Source organism: Rhodococcus sp. C26F (assembly GCF_053345925.1).
In genome coordinates, this window is the sequence record NZ_JBKFBA010000005.1 from 262,338 (window position 1) to 278,844 (window position 16,507).

Below are 16,507 nucleotides of genomic sequence, written 5' to 3' on the forward strand. Positions count from 1 at the left end.
CACTAACCTCCGCTCGGTGACCACCTCGCCCGCCGAGCCGGCCCGCTTCCGTTCCGCAGTCGATGCGATGAACGCGGCCACCGTGCGCCCGGAGATCGAGGTCGGGCCGATCCGACCCCCGCAACGGCTCGCTCCCTACAGCTACGCACTGGGCGCCGAGGTCCTGCACGACGAGACGGACCGGGTGCCCGAGCAGTCCGAGGGCGACGCGTTCGGCCGCCTCATCCTTCTCTACGACCCCGACGGCGACGAGGCGTGGCACGGGACCACCCGGCTCGTCTCGTACATCCAGGCCGACGTCGACGAGAGCCTGGCAGCGGACTCGCTGCTGCCGGAGGTCGCGTGGAGTTGGCTCGTCGACGCCCTCGCCGCGCACGGTGAACCGCTCACGGCGCTCGGCGGCACGGTGACCGCGACGACCTCCGTACGGTTCGGGGACATCGCGGGCCCGGGACGCGCCCACCAACTGGAACTGCGCGCGTCGTGGACTCCGCAATCCGACATGCTGACCCCGCACGTGGAGGCGTTCTGCGACGTCCTCGCATATGCCGCGGGTCTGCCTCCGGCGGGGGTCGCGCGACTTCAGCGGTGAAAACCGGCGCAATCCGACCGGATTTCTAGAACCTGTTCTACTCTTTATCCATGCAGCGTCTCAGCGGGCTCGATGCCGGTTTCCTCTATCTCGAGACCCCCAGTCAGCTCCTCCACATCTGCGGGCTGATCGTGCTGGATCCGTCCACCGTCCCGGGCGGCTACGACTACGTGAGCCTGCGCAACGAACTCGAAGCGCGCCTCACCGCCGTACCCCAGTTCCGGATGAAGCTGGCCGACAGCAGATTCAACCTCGACCATCCGGTCTGGGTCGACGACCACGACTTCGACCTCGACCGGCACGTCCACCACGTCGGCGTGCCCGCCCCGGGCAGCCGGACCGAGCTCGCGGACCTGTGCGGCCACATCGCCGCACAACCGCTGGATCGCTCGCGCCCGCTGTGGGAGATGTGGTTCGTCGGCGGCCTCGACGACGGCAGGATCGCGGTCATCGCGAAGATGCACCACGCCGGGGTGGACGGGGTCTCCGGTGCCGCACTCATCGCGCAGCTGTGCAGCCTCGACCCGGCCGAGCCCCGGCCCGAACCGGTCCAGTGGGGTGCCGGCGACGCGAACGACCTCGCCATCGCGATCGCCGGAGCCCTCAACGTCGCCCGCCGGCCTCTCCACCTGCTGCGGATCCTCCCCGGCGCGGTCACATCGCTGACCTCGTGGATCGCGCGCGCACGCCGCGGCGACGCCATGCCCGCGCCGTTCACGGCGCCGCGCACCCCGTTCAACTCCACCATCACCGGACACCGCAACGTCGGCTTCGCCGAGTTGAACCTCGACGACGTGAAACTGGTGAAGAACGTCTTCGGCGTCACCGTCAACGACGTGGTGATGGCGGTGTGCTCCGGTGCGCTGCGCCGATATCTGGAGCGGTGCGAGGAGCTGCCGGACTCCCCGCTCATCGGGATGATTCCGGTCTCGGTCCACGGCAGGTCGGATCGGCCGGGACGCAACCAGGTCTCGGCGATGTTCGCCGATCTCCACACCCACATCGCCGACCCCGCCGAGCGGCTGCGAGCCCTCGCGGAAGCGAACGCGGTGGCCAAGGAGCACAACGCCGACCTCGGCGCGAACCTGCTGCAGGACTGGTCGCAGTTCCTCGGCGCGGCGGTCTTCGCTCCCGCGATGCGCGCCTACGCCGGACTCCGACTCGCCGACCGGCACCCGGTGATCCACAACCTCGTGATCTCCAACGTGCCCGGACCGCCCGTCCCGCTGTACTTCCTGGGTGCGCGCATGACGGCGATGTACCCCTTCGGCCCGATCTTCCACGGCGCGGCGCTCAACGTGACGGTGCTCTCCCTCGACGGCAGGCTCGACATCGGCCTGATCTCGTGTCCCGATCTCGTCCCCGACCTGTGGGAACTCGTCGACGACTTCTCCCCCGCCCTCGAGGACCTCATCCTCGCGGCGGGTGCGGAAAGCGACGACGTCGTCTCGCAGGAGGGGTGACGCGGCGCCCCGAAGGAGGTTCGCGCGGCGTCGAGCGGGTCCGTGCGCACCCGCCGATCGGACGTTCCGGACAGGAACGGAATTGCGCACGGGGACGACACCGCTAGAGTCACGCCCATGCCGGCACAGAACGACGAGGACGAGCAGAAGAGCACGAGCGTGACGACGGTGCCGCTCCTCGAACCGCGCGACGGCGTCCCGGAGGTCGTCACCACGGCGCGCGGGGTCGCCGAGGCCGCAGCGATGCTCGCACAGGGACACGGCCCGCTCGCCGTCGACGCCGAACGCGCATCGGGCTACCGCTACTCCGCGCGCGCCTATCTCGTCCAGCTCCGCCGTGAGGGCGCCGGCACGGTGCTGCTCGACCCCATTCCGACGCGGGACGACCTCGCTCCCCTGGCCGAGGTGATCAACGACCTCGAATGGGTCCTGCACTCCGCCGACCAGGATCTCCCCGGCTTGGCCGAACTCGGACTCCGCCCGGCGAAGTTGTACGACACCGAACTCGCCGGTCGCCTCGCCGGATTCCCCCGCGTCGGTCTCGCGGCGATCGTGGCCGAGACCCTCGGCCTCGAGCTGCGCAAGGGCCACGGTGCGGCGGACTGGTCGACGCGGCCGCTTCCCGACTCGTGGCTCAACTACGCCGCGCTCGACGTCGAACCGCTCGTGGAACTCCGCGACGCGATGGCGAGCGAACTCGAGCGGCAGAACAAGACCGAGTGGGCCGCTCAGGAATTCGAGCACATCCGGCTCGCGGGGCCGCCCGCTCCGAAGCCCGATCGGTGGCGCCGCACGTCCAAGATCCACGCGATCAAGGACCGACGCCGCCTGGCGATCGTCCGGGAACTGTGGACCACCCGCGACGAGATCGCTGCCCGGCGCGACATCGCGCCGGGGCGCATCCTTCCCGACTCCGCGATCATCGCCGCCGCGGAGGCGAATCCCGCGACCGTCGAACAGCTGCAGAAGCTTCCGGTTTTCGGCGGTCCGCGGCAGCGGCGTTCCTCACGCGCGTGGCTCAACGCGATCGAGCGGGCCCGTGCACTGCCGGAGGACCGGCTCCCACCCCTCACGCCGCCCCTGACCGGGCCTCCCCCGGCGGGCCGGTGGTCGCGCCACCACCCCGAGGAGGCCGCACGTCTCGCCCTCGCGCGCGGCGAACTCGCCGCTCTGAGCGAGGAAGTCGCCGTTCCGGTCGAGAACCTGATCAGTCCCGAACTCGTTCGGCGCCTGTGCTGGGACTGGGATGTCTCCGACGGGGGCGACGTCGAGGAGTACATCGACGGCCGCTTCGCCGAGGGCGGGGCACGTCGGTGGCAGCGCGCGCTGACCGTGCCGCGACTCGCGAAGGCCCTGACGGCGGAGAACTGATCTCCGCCGCCTCTGCCGCATGCTGTCTCTTTCCGGCGCTGCCGCGTCCTAGGCAGCGACGTGCGCGGGCACTGCGGCGAACCTCGTGCGCGCGTCGCGCAGGACCAGCTTCCTGGGCAGGTGGCGAGCCGCCGCGGGCAGCGCCCGGTAGGCGGGCACCGCGATCCGCATGAGGCGGTCGAACCATCGTTGGTGGGCCTCGGTCCACGTGAAGCCGTAGGCCTCACGGATTCGAGGATCGAGCATGCCGAGGGTGATGAACCTGTTGAGCGCCATCGCCGGCCGGACGACGATCGGCAGGTCGCCACCGGAGAGCAGGGCGCGTGTGTAGGAACGAACGGTCTCGTCGATCTCGAGATCGTCGACGACGCTGTGCCAGTAGGCATCGAACGCGTCGAGGTCGGCGGGCCACATCTCCTCCGGTACCTGCAACGACGTGCCGTAGACCGCGAACTCGCGGTACAGCCGTTCGGCCTCGGCTCGGTCGAGGCGGCCGAAGAACCGCTCGTACACGTCGCGGCCGCCGTGGAACATCACCGCGGCGATCCACAACTGGAGCCTCGGATCGAAGGCGTTGTATCCGTCGGAGCGGACCGGTGCGTGGGCGCGGTTGACGAAACGCACCATCCTGCGCCGTTCCTCGTCGTCGCCGAACGCCACGAGGAAGATGTACGCACTCGTGTTCCGGAAGCGTGTGACGGGATCGATGAGCGCTTGCTGTGTTCCACCACATCGTGCCCCACCGTAGGCAGAGCGATCCCCATGAGAAACCTCCGAGGTGAGGTCAGCAGGAACGCCGCTTCACCCACCACACCCTGTACCGTCGCGTCCGGTCGTCGCCGAGTCATGGAACGAGACTGTATTCCCAGATCACACAGTGTCAAGCGGAGGTCCTCACCGGACGGGAACGTCGCAGGCAGAGCGACGGTGCAGAGAGAATACTACTTAACTTCTTGCCCGCTCGGAGGCGTCGTCACACTCCGTGGATGTCCCGTTCGAAGTCCGCCCGGTGGGCGAGTTCTCGCCGGAAACGTCGAGTCGGCCGTTCACCCCGGCGTAATGTTCCCCTGAAGAAAACACACTGTGTCCAGCCCTTTCCCGCCCTCGCGGCCAGTCCCATCCAGGAGTGTCTCGGTGACCCAACCATCGACCGCACACGCCGCGAAAGTCATCGCCGTGACTGTCGCGGCGGCCGTGGGCGGTTTCCTGTTCGGCTTCGACAGCTCGGTCATCAACGGCGCCGTCGACTCCATCCAGGACAACTTCGCGCTCAGTTCGTTCGTGACCGGTTTCGCCGTCGCCATCGCCCTGCTCGGCTGTGCCGTCGGGGCGTGGTTCGCCGGACGCCTCGCCGACAGTTGGGGCCGCAAGCGGGTGATGCTCCTCGGCTCCGCCCTGTTCGTCATCTCGTCGATCGGGTCCGGCCTGGCCTTCAGCGTTCCCGATCTCATGCTGTGGCGTGTGCTCGGCGGCCTCGGTATCGGTATCGCCTCGGTCATCGCACCGACCTACATCTCCGAGATCGCACCCGCTCGCTACCGCGGCGCGCTCGCATCACTGCAGCAGCTCGCCATCACCCTCGGCATCTTCGCGGCCCTGCTGTCCGACGCGGTGCTGCAGAACGCCGCCGGTGGAGCGTCGAACGAGCTGTGGTGGAATCTCGAGGCCTGGCGTTGGATGTTCCTCGTCGGCGTCGCGCCCGCCGTCCTCTACGGCGTACTGGCGCTGACGATCCCGGAGTCCCCCCGCTATCTCGTCGGCAAGGACATGGACGAAGAGGCTGCGGCCGTCCTGGCCAACGTCACGGGCGAGCTCCGGCCCGACGAGCGTGTCCGCGAGATCCGGCTGACGCTGCGACGCGAGTCGAAGGCGTCCTTCGGCGACATCCGCGGCCCGGTCTTCGGTCTGCAGCCGCTGGTGTGGGTCGGCATCACGATGGCCGTCTTCCAGCAATTCGTCGGTATCAACGCGATCTTCTACTACTCGACGACACTGTGGAAGTCGGTGGGCTTCACCGAGAACCAGTCGTTCACGACCTCGGTGATCACCGCCGTGATCAACGTGCTCATGACGTTCGTCGCGATCCTGTTCGTCGACAGGATCGGTCGCCGTCCGCTGTTGATGACCGGTTCGATCGGCATGTTCGTCAGCCTGCTGCTCGCCGCGATCGCCTTCTCGCAGGCGGTCGGCAGCGGTGAGGACGTCGAACTTCCGGCACCGTGGGGTGCGCTCGCCCTCGTCGGCGCGAACGCCTTCGTGATCTTCTTCGCCGCCACCTGGGGTCCGATCATGTGGGTGATGCTCGGCGAAATGTTCCCGAACCGCATGCGCGCGGTGGCCCTCGGTATCAGTACCGCCGCCAACTGGATCGCGAATTTCACGGTGACACTGGCGTTCCCACCGCTCACCTCCGCGGTCGGCCTGTGGTTCCTGTACGGACTGTTCGCGTTCTTCGCCCTGCTGTCGTTCTTCTTCGTCAAGGCCAAGATCCCCGAGACCAAGGGCATGGAACTCGAGGAGATGCAGAGCTAGTCGATACAGACGCCAGGGGCGGNCCCCTGGCGTTTGCTCACCTGCGTCGGTCGGACTCAGCCCGCTTCGCGGTCGGACTGCTCGACCGCCGACGGTCGCGACCGCTCCTCGGGTTCGCTGTCGAGGCCGGCGACCCAGCCGGTGACCTGACGCGCCACGTCCTGGGCAGTCAGACCGAGTTCGGCGTGGATCTCGTTGCGCGAGGCGTGATCGAGGAACTTCTGCGGCACCCCGAGATCGCGCGTGGGCACGTCGACGTCGTTGCGGCGCAACGCGGCGGAGACCGCCGAGCCGACACCACCGTGGAGGCCGCTGTCCTCGATCGTGACGACGATCCGGAAGCCGCGTGCGAGGTCGACCACCGCGTCGGGCACGGGGAACACCCATCGCGGGTCGACGACCGCAGCGTCGATGCCCTGCTTGGAGAGACGATCGGCGACGTCGAGCGCGAGACCGGCGAAGGCGCCGACCGCGACGATCAGTGCGTCGCCGCGCCGCGACGGCGGCATCCGCAGCACGTCGACCGTGCCGTCGAGACGCTCGATCGCCGGGATGTCTTCTCCCACCGAGCCTTTGGGGAACCGGAGGACGGTCGGGCCGTCGGAGACGTCGAGCGCCTCACCGAGTTCCTCGCGCAGCGTCGCCCCGTCGCGCGGAGCGGCGACCCGGATGCCGGGAACGATGCCCAGCAGGGACAGATCCCACATTCCGTTGTGACTGGCCCCGTCGGAACCCGTGACACCCGCCCGGTCGAGCACCACGGTGACCGGCTGCCGAAGCAGTGCGACGTCCATGAGCAGCTGGTCGAACGCGCGATTGAGGAAGGTCGAGTAGACGGCGACGACGGGATGCATCCCACCGAGCGCGAGACCCGCCGCCGACGTCACCGCGTGCTGTTCGGCGATGCCGACGTCGAAGGTGCGCTCGGGGAACCGTTCGCCGAACTCGGCGAGGCCGGTCGGTCCGGGCATCGCGGCGGTGATCGCCACGACGTCCTTCCGCTTCTCCCCCAGCGCGATGAGTTCGTCGGAGAAGACCGACGTCCAGTCGGGAGCGGAGGCGGACTTCGCCCGACCCGTGCGCGGATCCATCACGCCGGTGGCGTGCATCTGATCGGCGAGGTGGTTCTCGGCGGGCGCGTAGCCGGCTCCCTTGCGGGTGACGGCGTGGACGAGGACCGGACCGCCGTACGCCTTCGCGCGACGCAGCGCCGATTCCATCGCCTGCTCGTCGTGCCCGTCGACCGGGCCGAGGTACTTGATGCCCAGATCGGTGAAGAGCACCTGCGGGCTGACCGCGTCCTTCACACCGGCCTTCATGCCGTGCAGCACCGAGTAGGCCGCCGAGCCGATCCAGGGGATCCGCTTGACGATGCGCCGACTGTTGTCGAGCACCTTCTCGTAGCCGGGCTTGAGGCGCAGCGCCGCGAGGTGCTCGGCGAGACCGCCGATCGTGGGCGCGTAGGAGCGGCCGTTGTCGTTGACGACGATCACCATCGAGCGGTTCTGCCCGGCGGCGATGTTGTTGAGCGCCTCCCAGCACATACCGCCGGTCAGCGCGCCGTCGCCCACCACGGCCACCACGGTCCGATCGGACTGTCCGGACAGCGAATAGGCCTTGGCAAGTCCGTCGGCGTACGACAGGGCCGCCGAGGCGTGCGACGACTCGATCCAGTCGTGTTCGCTCTCCGCGCGGCACGGGTAGCCGGACAACCCGCCCTTCTGCCGGAGACTGTCGAACTCGTCGCGACGACCGGTGAGGATCTTGTGGACGTAGGCCTGGTGACCGGTGTCGAAGAGGATCGGATCGCGCGGCGAATCGAACACCCGGTGCAGAGCGATGGTCAGCTCGACGACGCCGAGATTGGGACCGAGGTGACCGCCGGTCGCTGCGACCTTCTCGACCAGGAATTCCCGGATCTCCCCCGCGAGCTCGGTGAGCTCCACAGGGGAGAGTCGACGTAGATCGTCGGGCGACTGGATGCGGGACAGAACACCCAACTGGAACAGCTCCCTCCGGCTCGTGCCTCACGCTCGTCGCGCGAGTGATTTCCTCAGTCTACGGAGCGCGGGAACGGAGCGTCTCCCGCCACCGCCTCGCTTCCGCGTGATCTCCTGGTCACCGGCGGACGGATCGTCCGCCGGTGAGCGAGGTCACCCTCACGAGGAGATGTCGGCGCGATCGGCCGGCGACTTCTCCTCGACGAGGTCGATGGTGGTGCGCAACGCCTGGTTCGGGATCAGCACCACTGCCACCAGGGTAACGACCGCGAACGCCGCCGCCACGAGGAAGAGGGTCGCCGTCGCGTCGCCGTAGGCGGCACGGATGACTTCGGCCACCGGCTCGGGCAGCTGGGAGAAGTCGAGGCTTCCACCCGATCCGCCGCCGGAGGTGTCAACACCGAGCTTCGCGAGGCCGTCGGCGGAGATCGTCGCGACACGGGACGCGAGGATCGAACCGAGCACCGACACACCGATCGCGCCACCGAAGGTGCGGAAGAAGGCGACCGAGCTGCTTGCGGCGCCGATGTTGCGCACGCTCACGGTGTTCTGCACGGCGAGGACGAGGTTCTGCATCAGCATGCCGGTGCCCAGACCCACGATCGCGATGTACACGCTGATCAGCGTGAGCGAGGTGAGGTGGTCGACCGTGCCGAGCAGGCCGAAACCGACCATCTGCAGGATCGCGCCGCCGATCAGGAAGCCCTTCCACTTGCCGAAGCGCGTGATGAGCTGACCGGAGAGCATCGACGAGACGAGCGTGCCGGCGACCATCGGGATGGTGAGCAGACCCGCGACCGTCGGGCTGTAGGCCCGCGAGGTCTGGAAGTACTGGCCGAGGAAGGTGGTGGCGCCGAACAGACCGATACCGACGGCCACGGACGCGATGATCGCGAGACCGGTGGTGCGTTCGGTGACGATCTTCAGCGGGATGATCGGATCGGCGACCTTCGTCTCGACGATCAGCGTCGCGACGAGCAGGACGATGCCGGCACCGACGTACAGGGCGGACTCGACCGAGATCCACTCGTAGTAGCCGGCCTTACCGGCGAAGGACACCCAGACGAGCAGGACGCTCACGGCGGCGGTGATGAGCGTGGCGCCGAACCAGTCGATGCTCACGTTCTCCTTGCGGACGGTCGTGACGTGCAGCGTGCGCTGCAGCAGGATCAGCGCGACGACGGCGATCGGAACGCAGACGTAGAAGCACCAGCGCCAGCCGAGGAGGTCGACGATGACACCACCGAGCACGGGTCCACCCGACATGGCGACGGCCATGACGGCGCCCATGTAGCCGGAGTACCGGCCGCGCTGGCGGGGCGGGATGATGCTGCCGATGATCGCGACGACGAGAGCGGTCAGACCACCCATGCCGATGCCCTGGATCACGCGGGCGGCGAGCAGGACCGGCACGTTGTGCGCGATACCGGCCAGGACCGAGCCGATCACGAAGACCAGGATCCCGAGCTGGACGAGCAGCTTCTTGTTGAACAGGTCGGCGAACTTGCCCCAGATGGGCGTCGACGCGGCGTTCGCCAGCAGTGCCGTCGTGATGACCCAGGCGTACTGGGTCTGCGTGCCGTTCAGATCCGCGATGATCGTCGGCAGGGCGGTCGAGACGATGGTGCTGCTCAGCAGCGCCGTGAAGAGGGCGGCGAGGAGGCCCGACAGCACGACGAGGATCTCGCGGTGCGTCATCTGCTCCTCGGCTGCCGGAGCATCCGGCTGCGCTCCCTGTCCGGAGACTGTGGTCATGAATTGGTCCTTCGAGTATCGATGACGAGCGGAGCCAGGGACGAGGTGAGACGTTCGAGCGTCGTGATGGCGCCTGCGATCTCGTCCTCGTGCCAGTCCGAGAGTTCCGCGGAGAGCCGTTCGGTCCGGCGCTTCTTCACGAGGTCGAGGATCTCGATACCCGCGACCGAACAACTCACCCGGTGCGCACGACGATCGTCGGGATCGGGATGTCGATCCACGAGGCCTCGCTCGACGAGTTCGGCGATCTGTCTGCTCAACGACGACTGGCTGACGCACATTTCGACGGCGAGCTCGCTGGGCCGGCACTCCCCCATCCGTGCGAGCACGAACAGCACCGCGACGAGCGCGGAAGGAAGCACATCGGTGTCGTGGTGCACGAGTGCACCGCGCAGCGTGCGACCGAACATGAAGATGGCGTCGGCGAGTTCGTGGGCCTGAGCCTTTTCCGGCACAGCGAACCTCCGTCGGAATGAACTAATTGATTACGTCATGCAACTATACAGATTAGTTGCGTACTACAAGCAATCTCTTTTTCATGTCACACCGACTACCGGATGCGGCCCTCGTCACACCTCGCCCCGAGCGGGTGCGACGGGAACCCGGTTCAACGGGTGAACAGACCGATGCATTCCACGTGATGGGTGGAGGGGAACGCCGCGAAGGCCCGGACGTCCGCCAACTCGAATCCGTGGTCCCGGTACAGACCCACGTCGCGACCGAAGGACGCGGGATCGCAGCCCACGTGGACGATCCGGCGCGGTCCCGCTGCGGCCACGGCGGCCACCACGTCCTTGCCCGCCCCCGCCCGCGGCGGGTCGAGGACGACCACCTCGGGAGCCGGCAGATCGGGAATCATCCGCTCCACGCGCCCGTGACGGAAGGACACCTGACCGAGGTCGGCGAGCGCCTCGATCCCGTCGTCCACGGCGGTCTTCGACGACTCGACCGACACCACCCGACCGGACGGACCGACCTGCTCGGCGAGCACGGCCGCGAAGACCCCCACTCCGCCGTACAGATCCCACGCCGTCGCACCCTCCGAGGTCTGCGCCCAGTCGGCCACCGCAGCCGAATAGGTCGACGCGGCACCGCGGTGGGCCTGCCAGAAACCGGTCGGCGCCAACCGCCACTCGCGTTCGCCGACCCGCTCGACCACACGTCCCGAGCCTTCGATCACCTTCTCCGGACGGGGCGCGTTCACCGCCGCCCGCCGCGACGCCGCGCCGCGCCGGCCCTGCCGTCGCGCACCACCCGAGAGGACCGGAGGTGCGATCTCCACCACGTGCCGCCGGCCCTCCGCGTCGAGTACGACCTGCAGCTCCGCTCCCGGCTGCCACACACGATCGGTGAGGCCGACGTAGGCGTGCGGATCGATCTGCGGGCACGCCAGTTCCGGGACGACCTCGTTGCTGCGGTACCGGCGGTATCCCGGGTTCCCCACCACGTCCACCGCGAGCCGGACCCGGGTGCGCCACAGGGTGCCGTTGGACGCACCGCCCGGCACCTCCTCGACGGTCACCTCCCGGTCCACCCCACCGAGCCGGCGCAGCTGCTCGGCCACCACCGCACCCGTGAACCGGCGTTGTGCCTCGACGGTCATGTGCGAGAGGTCGCAGCAACCCGCCCCTCCCGGGCCGGAGATCGGGCAGACCCGATCGACGCGGTCCTCGGACGCCTCGAGCACGTCCTCCACATCGGCGAAGCAGAACGACCCGCCCCGATCCTCGGTGACACGAGCGAAGACCCGCTCCCCCGGCAGTCCGTGCCGCACGAACACGACGCGCCCCTCGAACCGCGCGACACACGCACCACCGTGGGCGGGATTGCCGAGGATCACCTCGATCCTCCGGCCGGACCAATCCGTGCGCGGGTGTGCCTGACGATTCACCGCGGTTCCTCCTCGTTGTCCAACTGTCGATCGTGCCCGTTCGGGGCGGCCCGCCCCACCACGCCGGCGTCCGCGGACGAGCGCAGCTGCCAGGGCACACTCGTCACCATCACCCCCGGCTGGAAGAGGAGCCGGCTCTTGAGCCGCAGGGCGCTCTGGTTGTGGAGCAGTTGTTCCCACCAGTGCCCCACCACGTATTCGGGGATGAAGACGGTCACGACGTCGCGGGGAGAATCGCGCCGCACCCGGCGGACGTAGTCGAGGACGGGCCGCGTGATCTCCCGGTAGGGCGACTCGACCACCTTCAACGGCACCGTCAGATCGCTCTTCTCCCACTCGAGTACGAGACGCCGGGTGCTCTCGTCGTCGACGTTCACGGTGATCGCCTCGAGGGTGTCGGGGCGGGTCGCCCGCGCGTAGGCGAGGGCGCGCATCGTGGGCAGGTGCAGGGTCGAGACGAGCACGATCGAATGGGTGCGGCTGGGCAGCACCCCGTCCCAGTCCGCCCTCTCGAGTTCGGCGGCGACCGTGTCGTAGTGGTGCCGGATCGCCTTCATGAGCCCGAACGCGACGACCATGGTCACCACCGCGATCCACGCGCCGGCGGCGAACTTGCCCGTCAGCACGACCAGCAGCACCACCGACGTGGAGACGCATCCGACGCCGTTGATCAACCGCGACCGCGCCATGCGGCCCCGCGCCGACGGATCCGTCTCGGTGCCCAGTTCCCGCGTCCAGTGACGCACCATGCCGGCCTGCCCCAGGCTGAACGCGACGAACACACCCACGATGTACAGCTGGATGAGCCGGGTGACCTCGGCCTCGAAGACCCACACGAAGACGACGGCGATCCCGGCGAGGAAGAGGATGCCGTTGCTGAAGGCGAGCCGGTCGCCGCGGGTGTGGAACTGGCGCGGCAGGTAACGGTTCTGCGCGAGAACCGAACCGAGCACCGGGAATCCGTTGAAGGCCGTGTTCGCGGCGAGCACGAGGATCACGGCGGTGACGATCGTGATCAGGACGAACGCGGCCGGCACCCCGTCGAAGACGGTGTGCGCCAGCTGGGAGAGCAGCGTCTTCTGCTCGTAACCCTCGGGTGCGCCGCGCAGCTGGGTGTCGGGATGCTCGGCCACCACCACACCGAGCCGCTCGGCGAGGAAGACCACCCCGAGGAACAGCGTGACGGCGATGCCGCCGAGTACCAGCAGGGTCGTCGCGGCGTTGCGCGCCTTCGGCTTCTTGAAGGCCGGCACGCCCGTGCTGATCGCCTCGACACCCGTCAGCGCCGCGCAGCCGGACGAGAAGGCCCGCGCGAGCAGGAGGACGAAGGCGAGCGCGGTCAGATCCGTCTGCTCGGCGACGAGTTCGAAGTCCGCCGACTCCGCACGCAGGTCGTCGCTCAGGACGAAGATCCGGAACAGTCCGGCCCCGAGCATCACCAGCAGGCAACCCACGAAGGTATAGGTGAGGACGGCGAACGCCCGGCCGGCGCGCCGGAGTCCGCGCAGGTTCACCGCGGTCAGCAACGCGATCGCGACAACGACGAAGAGCACCTTGTGCCGGGCGACGAACGGGACGGCCGATCCGACCGTCGCCGCCGCGGACGACAGCGACACCGCGACCGTCAGGACGTAGTCGACGAGCAGCGCACTGCCGACGGTCAGCCCTGCCGTGGGGCCGAGATTCTTCGTGGCGACCTCGTAGTCGCCGCCGCCGGACGGGTAGGCGCGCACGGTCTGGCGGTAGCCGGCGACCACGATCACGAGCACGAAGGCGACAGCGAGCCCGATCCACGGCGAGAAGGCGTAGGCGGACAACCCCGCGACGGAGAGGACGAGGAAGATCTCCTCGGGTGCGTAGGCGACCGACGACAGCGCGTCGGAGGCGAAGACCGGCAGTGCGGTGCGCTTGGGCAGCAACTCGTGCCCGAGAGTGTCGCTGCGGAAGGGGCGACCCAGCACGAGCCGCTTCGCCGCGGTGGAAAGCTTGGACACGCGCAAAGCCTATGCGGTTCCGGCCCCGAAGTACCCCTCGGCCGGGTCACGACCTCTCGAAGATCGTCACGCGGTACCGTTCGGATCGGCGGTCCGCAGCGGTCCGTCTCGGAAAGATCGACCGGAACGGAGTCCACTGGGGTGTACGTGGTGGTGATGGGGTGCGGTCGGGTCGGTTCGGCGGTGGCCACCGCACTCGTCCGGCTCGGCCACGAGGTCGCGGTCATCGACCGCGATGAGAGCGCGTTCGGACGACTCGGCCCGGACTTCCCCGGGCGCACCGTGCTCGGCATGGGCTTCGACCGCGACGTCCTGATCTCCGCCGGCATCGAACACGCCGACGCCTTCGCGGCGGTCTCGTCCGGCGACAACTCGAACATCATCTCGACGCGCGTGGCCCGCGAGACCTTCGGCGTCGAACGCGTCGTCGCGAGAATCTACGACGCCAAGCGGGCCGCCGCGTACGAGCGGCTCGGCATCCCCACCGTGGCGACCGTGCCGTGGACCACCGACCGTTTCCTGCATGCGCTCACGCACGACAGCGAGACCGCCCGCTGGCGCGATCCCACCGGATCCGTCGCCATCGCCGAGGTGAACGTGCACGAGGGGTGGGTCGGACGACGCGTCACCGACCTCGAGGAAGCCACGGGTTCGCGCGTCGCGTTCCTGATCCGGTTCGGCACCGGGTTGCTGCCCGACCGCAGGACGGTGCTGCAGGCCGACGACTCCGTCTACATCGCGGCCGTGTCGGGTTCGGTCTCGGAGGCGATCACACACGCCGAGAACCCGCCGGTCGACGAGAACTGACCCGTCCACCCGAGAGGAAGCCCACATGAAGGTGGCGATCGCCGGCGCCGGAGCGGTGGGGCGCTCGATAGCGCGGGAACTGCTGCGCAACGCCCACGAAGTGATGCTCATCGAACGCAAGCTCGACCACGTGGAACCCGAGTCCGTGCCGGACGCGACGTGGGTACACGCCGACGCCTGCGAACTCAGCTCGCTCGAATCCACCGGACTCGAGCAGTACGACGTCGTGATCGCGGCGACGGGCGACGACAAGGCCAACCTGGTCCTCAGCCTGCTCGCGACCACCGAGTTCGGTGTTCCACGGGTCGTGGCCCGCGTCAACGATCCGCGCAACGAGTGGCTGTTCGACGAATCGTGGGGTGTGGACGTCGCGGTGTCCACACCGCGCATGCTCGCGGCGCTGGTCGAGGAAGCCGTCACCGTGGGCGATCTGGTGCGGCTGATGACGCTGCGCAAGGGCGCGAACCTGGTGGAGGTCACCCTGCGCGACACCACCGCCCTCGCCGGGAAACCGGTCCGGAAACTGGAACTGCCGCGCGATACGGCACTCGTGGCGATCCTGCGCGGCGGGCGGGTGATCGTCCCGCAGCCGGACGATCCGCTCGAGGGCGGGGACGAACTGCTGTTCGTCACGGCGGAGGACGTCGAGGACGATCTCCGCCAGGCGGTGAACCGCTGATATGAGTTGAGTCAGTCCTTCACAAACACCTCCGGAGGTGTCAGGAAGGGAATGTCGTAGTTCCCGTTCCGAAGGAGTCGAGCGTTCGGGCGCTCCGCTCCTCGCTGACACACCCTCCGGAGGTGTTCGTCGTGCCTGTGCATGCCGCTCCAGTCACACCGTCCACGATCGTTGTTGCCGTCGACGTCGGCAAGACCACCGCATCGGTCTCGGCGACCGACACCGGCCGCCACCGCCTGTTCGGGCCGGTCGACATCGCCATGACCCGCTCCGACCTGAGGCTGCTCGTAGACCGACTCACCCAGAGTTTCCCACCGTCACCGCAGGTCAAGATCGGTATCGAAGCCGCCGGCCACTACCACCGACCGATGCTCGACTACCCTGGCTGGCCTGCGGGATGGGAGATCCTCGAACTCAATCCCGCCCGGGTCGGCGAACAACGCCGCATCCACGGCCGCCGGCGGATCAAGACCGATGCCATCGACCTCGACGCAATCACCGACCTGCTCCTGACCGGCCAAGGACAACCGGTCACCCACCCCGATCGGGTGCTCGGTGAGCTCACCGCTTGGGCGACCCACCGGATGCGGCGGGTCGCCACCCGCACCGCGACGAAGAACCAGCTCCTCGGCCAACTCGACCGGGCCTTTCCCGGCCTGACCCGGGCACTGCCGGACGTACTGGGCACCCGGATCGGCCGTCTGGTCGCGGCCGAGTTCAGCGACCCGGCCCGCCTGGCCACCCTCGGATCGAGCCGTCTGATCCGCTTCGCCGCGCATCGGGGCCTGCGGGTGCAGCGCCCGCTGGCGGAGCGTCTGATCACCGCCGCCCGCGAGGCGTTGCCCACCAGCGACGCGGTGATCGCTCGCCGGATCCTGACCGCCGATCTGGCGTTGCTGACCGATCTCGACACCCAGATCACCGCGGCCGAGGCCGAACTGGCCGCCCTGCTACCACGGACTCCATTCGCCACGTTGACCACCGCCCCCGGATGGGGTGTGGTCCGCGTCGCGAACTACGGTGCCGCACTCGGAGATCCACAGCGGTGGCCAGGACCCCGGCAGATCTACCGAGCGTCGGGATTGTCGCCGATGCAGTACGAATCTGCCGGCCATCGTCGCGACGGAGGGATCAGCCGCGAAGGCAGCGTCACGCTACGGCGGGCACTGATCGACCTCGGAGTGGGGTTGTGGCAGGCCGAACCCACCGCGAAGGCCTATGCCGCCGGCCTGAGGGCCCGGGGCAAGCACGGCGGGATCATCGCCTGCGCTCTGGCCCACCGCGCCAACCGCATCGCCTACGCAATGACCCGTGACCACAACGACTACGACACCACCTGCTGGTCCTGACCGTGAGACACCAGCCGACGTCGACCTGGAGAAAGGACCCGAGAGCGCTGCCCCTTCCCGAAGCCCGACCGGGG

The 16,507-nt window shown here is 68.6% G+C and carries 13 protein-coding genes; 7 read left to right on the forward strand and 6 right to left on the reverse strand.

The genetic code is table 11. From position 1 onward, the window contains the following. The first annotated feature begins 16 nt into the window (after positions 1–16). From ACLBYD_RS09580 to ACLBYD_RS09590, 3 genes are all read left to right on the forward strand, one after another. Complete coding sequence (locus tag ACLBYD_RS09580) at positions 17–592, forward strand: DUF3000 domain-containing protein (protein WP_026061620.1); 576 nt, start codon at positions 17–19, stop codon at positions 590–592. A 50-nt stretch (positions 593–642) separates the two neighbouring features. Beyond that, positions 643–2,055, forward strand: coding sequence for a WS/DGAT/MGAT family O-acyltransferase (locus ACLBYD_RS09585; RefSeq protein WP_447816216.1), 1,413 nt, complete (start codon positions 643–645; stop codon positions 2,053–2,055). A gap of 117 nt (positions 2,056–2,172) precedes the next feature. Then, positions 2,173–3,426 carry an HRDC domain-containing protein gene (locus ACLBYD_RS09590; RefSeq protein ID WP_447816217.1) on the forward strand — a complete coding sequence of 418 codons (1,254 nt, stop codon included), beginning with the start codon at positions 2,173–2,175 and terminating at the stop codon, positions 3,424–3,426. Positions 3,427–3,474: 48 nt separating this feature from the next. On the opposite strand, the gene ACLBYD_RS09595 is transcribed toward ACLBYD_RS09590, so the two are convergent. After that, complete coding sequence (locus ACLBYD_RS09595; RefSeq protein WP_447816218.1) at positions 3,475–4,086, reverse strand: oxygenase MpaB family protein; 612 nt, start codon at positions 4,084–4,086, stop codon at positions 3,475–3,477. Positions 4,087–4,560: 474 nt separating this feature from the next. On the opposite strand from ACLBYD_RS09595, the gene ACLBYD_RS09600 reads away from it, so the two are divergent. Next, positions 4,561–5,958: a sugar porter family MFS transporter gene (locus ACLBYD_RS09600; protein ID WP_447816219.1), complete on the forward strand. Its 1,398-nt coding sequence runs from the start codon at positions 4,561–4,563 to the stop codon at positions 5,956–5,958. Positions 5,959–6,014: 56 nt separating this feature from the next. On the opposite strand, the gene dxs is transcribed toward ACLBYD_RS09600, so the two are convergent. The 5 genes from dxs to ACLBYD_RS09625 all read right to left on the reverse strand — a co-directional run bounded on the left by dxs (position 6,015) and on the right by ACLBYD_RS09625 (position 13,598). Next, positions 6,015–7,958 carry a 1-deoxy-D-xylulose-5-phosphate synthase gene (gene dxs, locus ACLBYD_RS09605; RefSeq protein WP_447816221.1) on the reverse strand — a complete coding sequence of 648 codons (1,944 nt, stop codon included), beginning with the start codon at positions 7,956–7,958 and terminating at the stop codon, positions 6,015–6,017. A 159-nt stretch (positions 7,959–8,117) separates the two neighbouring features. Further along, positions 8,118–9,713 (reverse strand): MDR family MFS transporter, encoded by a 1,596-nt coding sequence (locus ACLBYD_RS09610; protein ID WP_447816222.1) that lies wholly within the window; start codon positions 9,711–9,713, stop codon positions 8,118–8,120. After that, a complete protein-coding gene (locus tag ACLBYD_RS09615; protein ID WP_159418508.1) occupies positions 9,710–10,168 on the reverse strand; it encodes a MarR family winged helix-turn-helix transcriptional regulator in 459 nt (152 codons plus the stop codon). Before ACLBYD_RS09615 ends, ACLBYD_RS09610 begins: the two co-directional genes overlap by 4 nt. Before the next feature lie 152 nt (positions 10,169–10,320). After that, complete coding sequence (locus ACLBYD_RS09620) at positions 10,321–11,604, reverse strand: class I SAM-dependent RNA methyltransferase (protein ID WP_447816223.1); 1,284 nt, start codon at positions 11,602–11,604, stop codon at positions 10,321–10,323. Then, complete coding sequence (locus ACLBYD_RS09625; RefSeq protein WP_447816224.1) at positions 11,601–13,598, reverse strand: APC family permease; 1,998 nt, start codon at positions 13,596–13,598, stop codon at positions 11,601–11,603. Before ACLBYD_RS09625 ends, ACLBYD_RS09620 begins: the two co-directional genes overlap by 4 nt. Positions 13,599–13,739: 141 nt before the next feature. On the opposite strand from ACLBYD_RS09625, the gene ACLBYD_RS09630 reads away from it, so the two are divergent. The 3 genes from ACLBYD_RS09630 (at position 13,740) to ACLBYD_RS09640 (ending at position 16,433) form a co-directional block, all read left to right on the forward strand. Further along, the gene (locus ACLBYD_RS09630; protein WP_447816225.1) at positions 13,740–14,405 is read left to right on the forward strand and encodes a potassium channel family protein; all 666 of its coding nucleotides are present in this window, start codon (positions 13,740–13,742) and stop codon (positions 14,403–14,405) included. Positions 14,406–14,430: 25 nt separating this feature from the next. Further along, entirely contained in the window at positions 14,431–15,084 is a 654-nt protein-coding gene (locus ACLBYD_RS09635; RefSeq protein ID WP_016694461.1) for a potassium channel family protein, read from the forward strand. Positions 15,085–15,215: 131 nt separating this feature from the next. Further along, positions 15,216–16,433, forward strand: coding sequence for an IS110 family transposase (locus ACLBYD_RS09640; protein ID WP_254582871.1), 1,218 nt, complete (start codon positions 15,216–15,218; stop codon positions 16,431–16,433). The last annotated feature ends 74 nt before the right edge of the window (positions 16,434–16,507 follow it).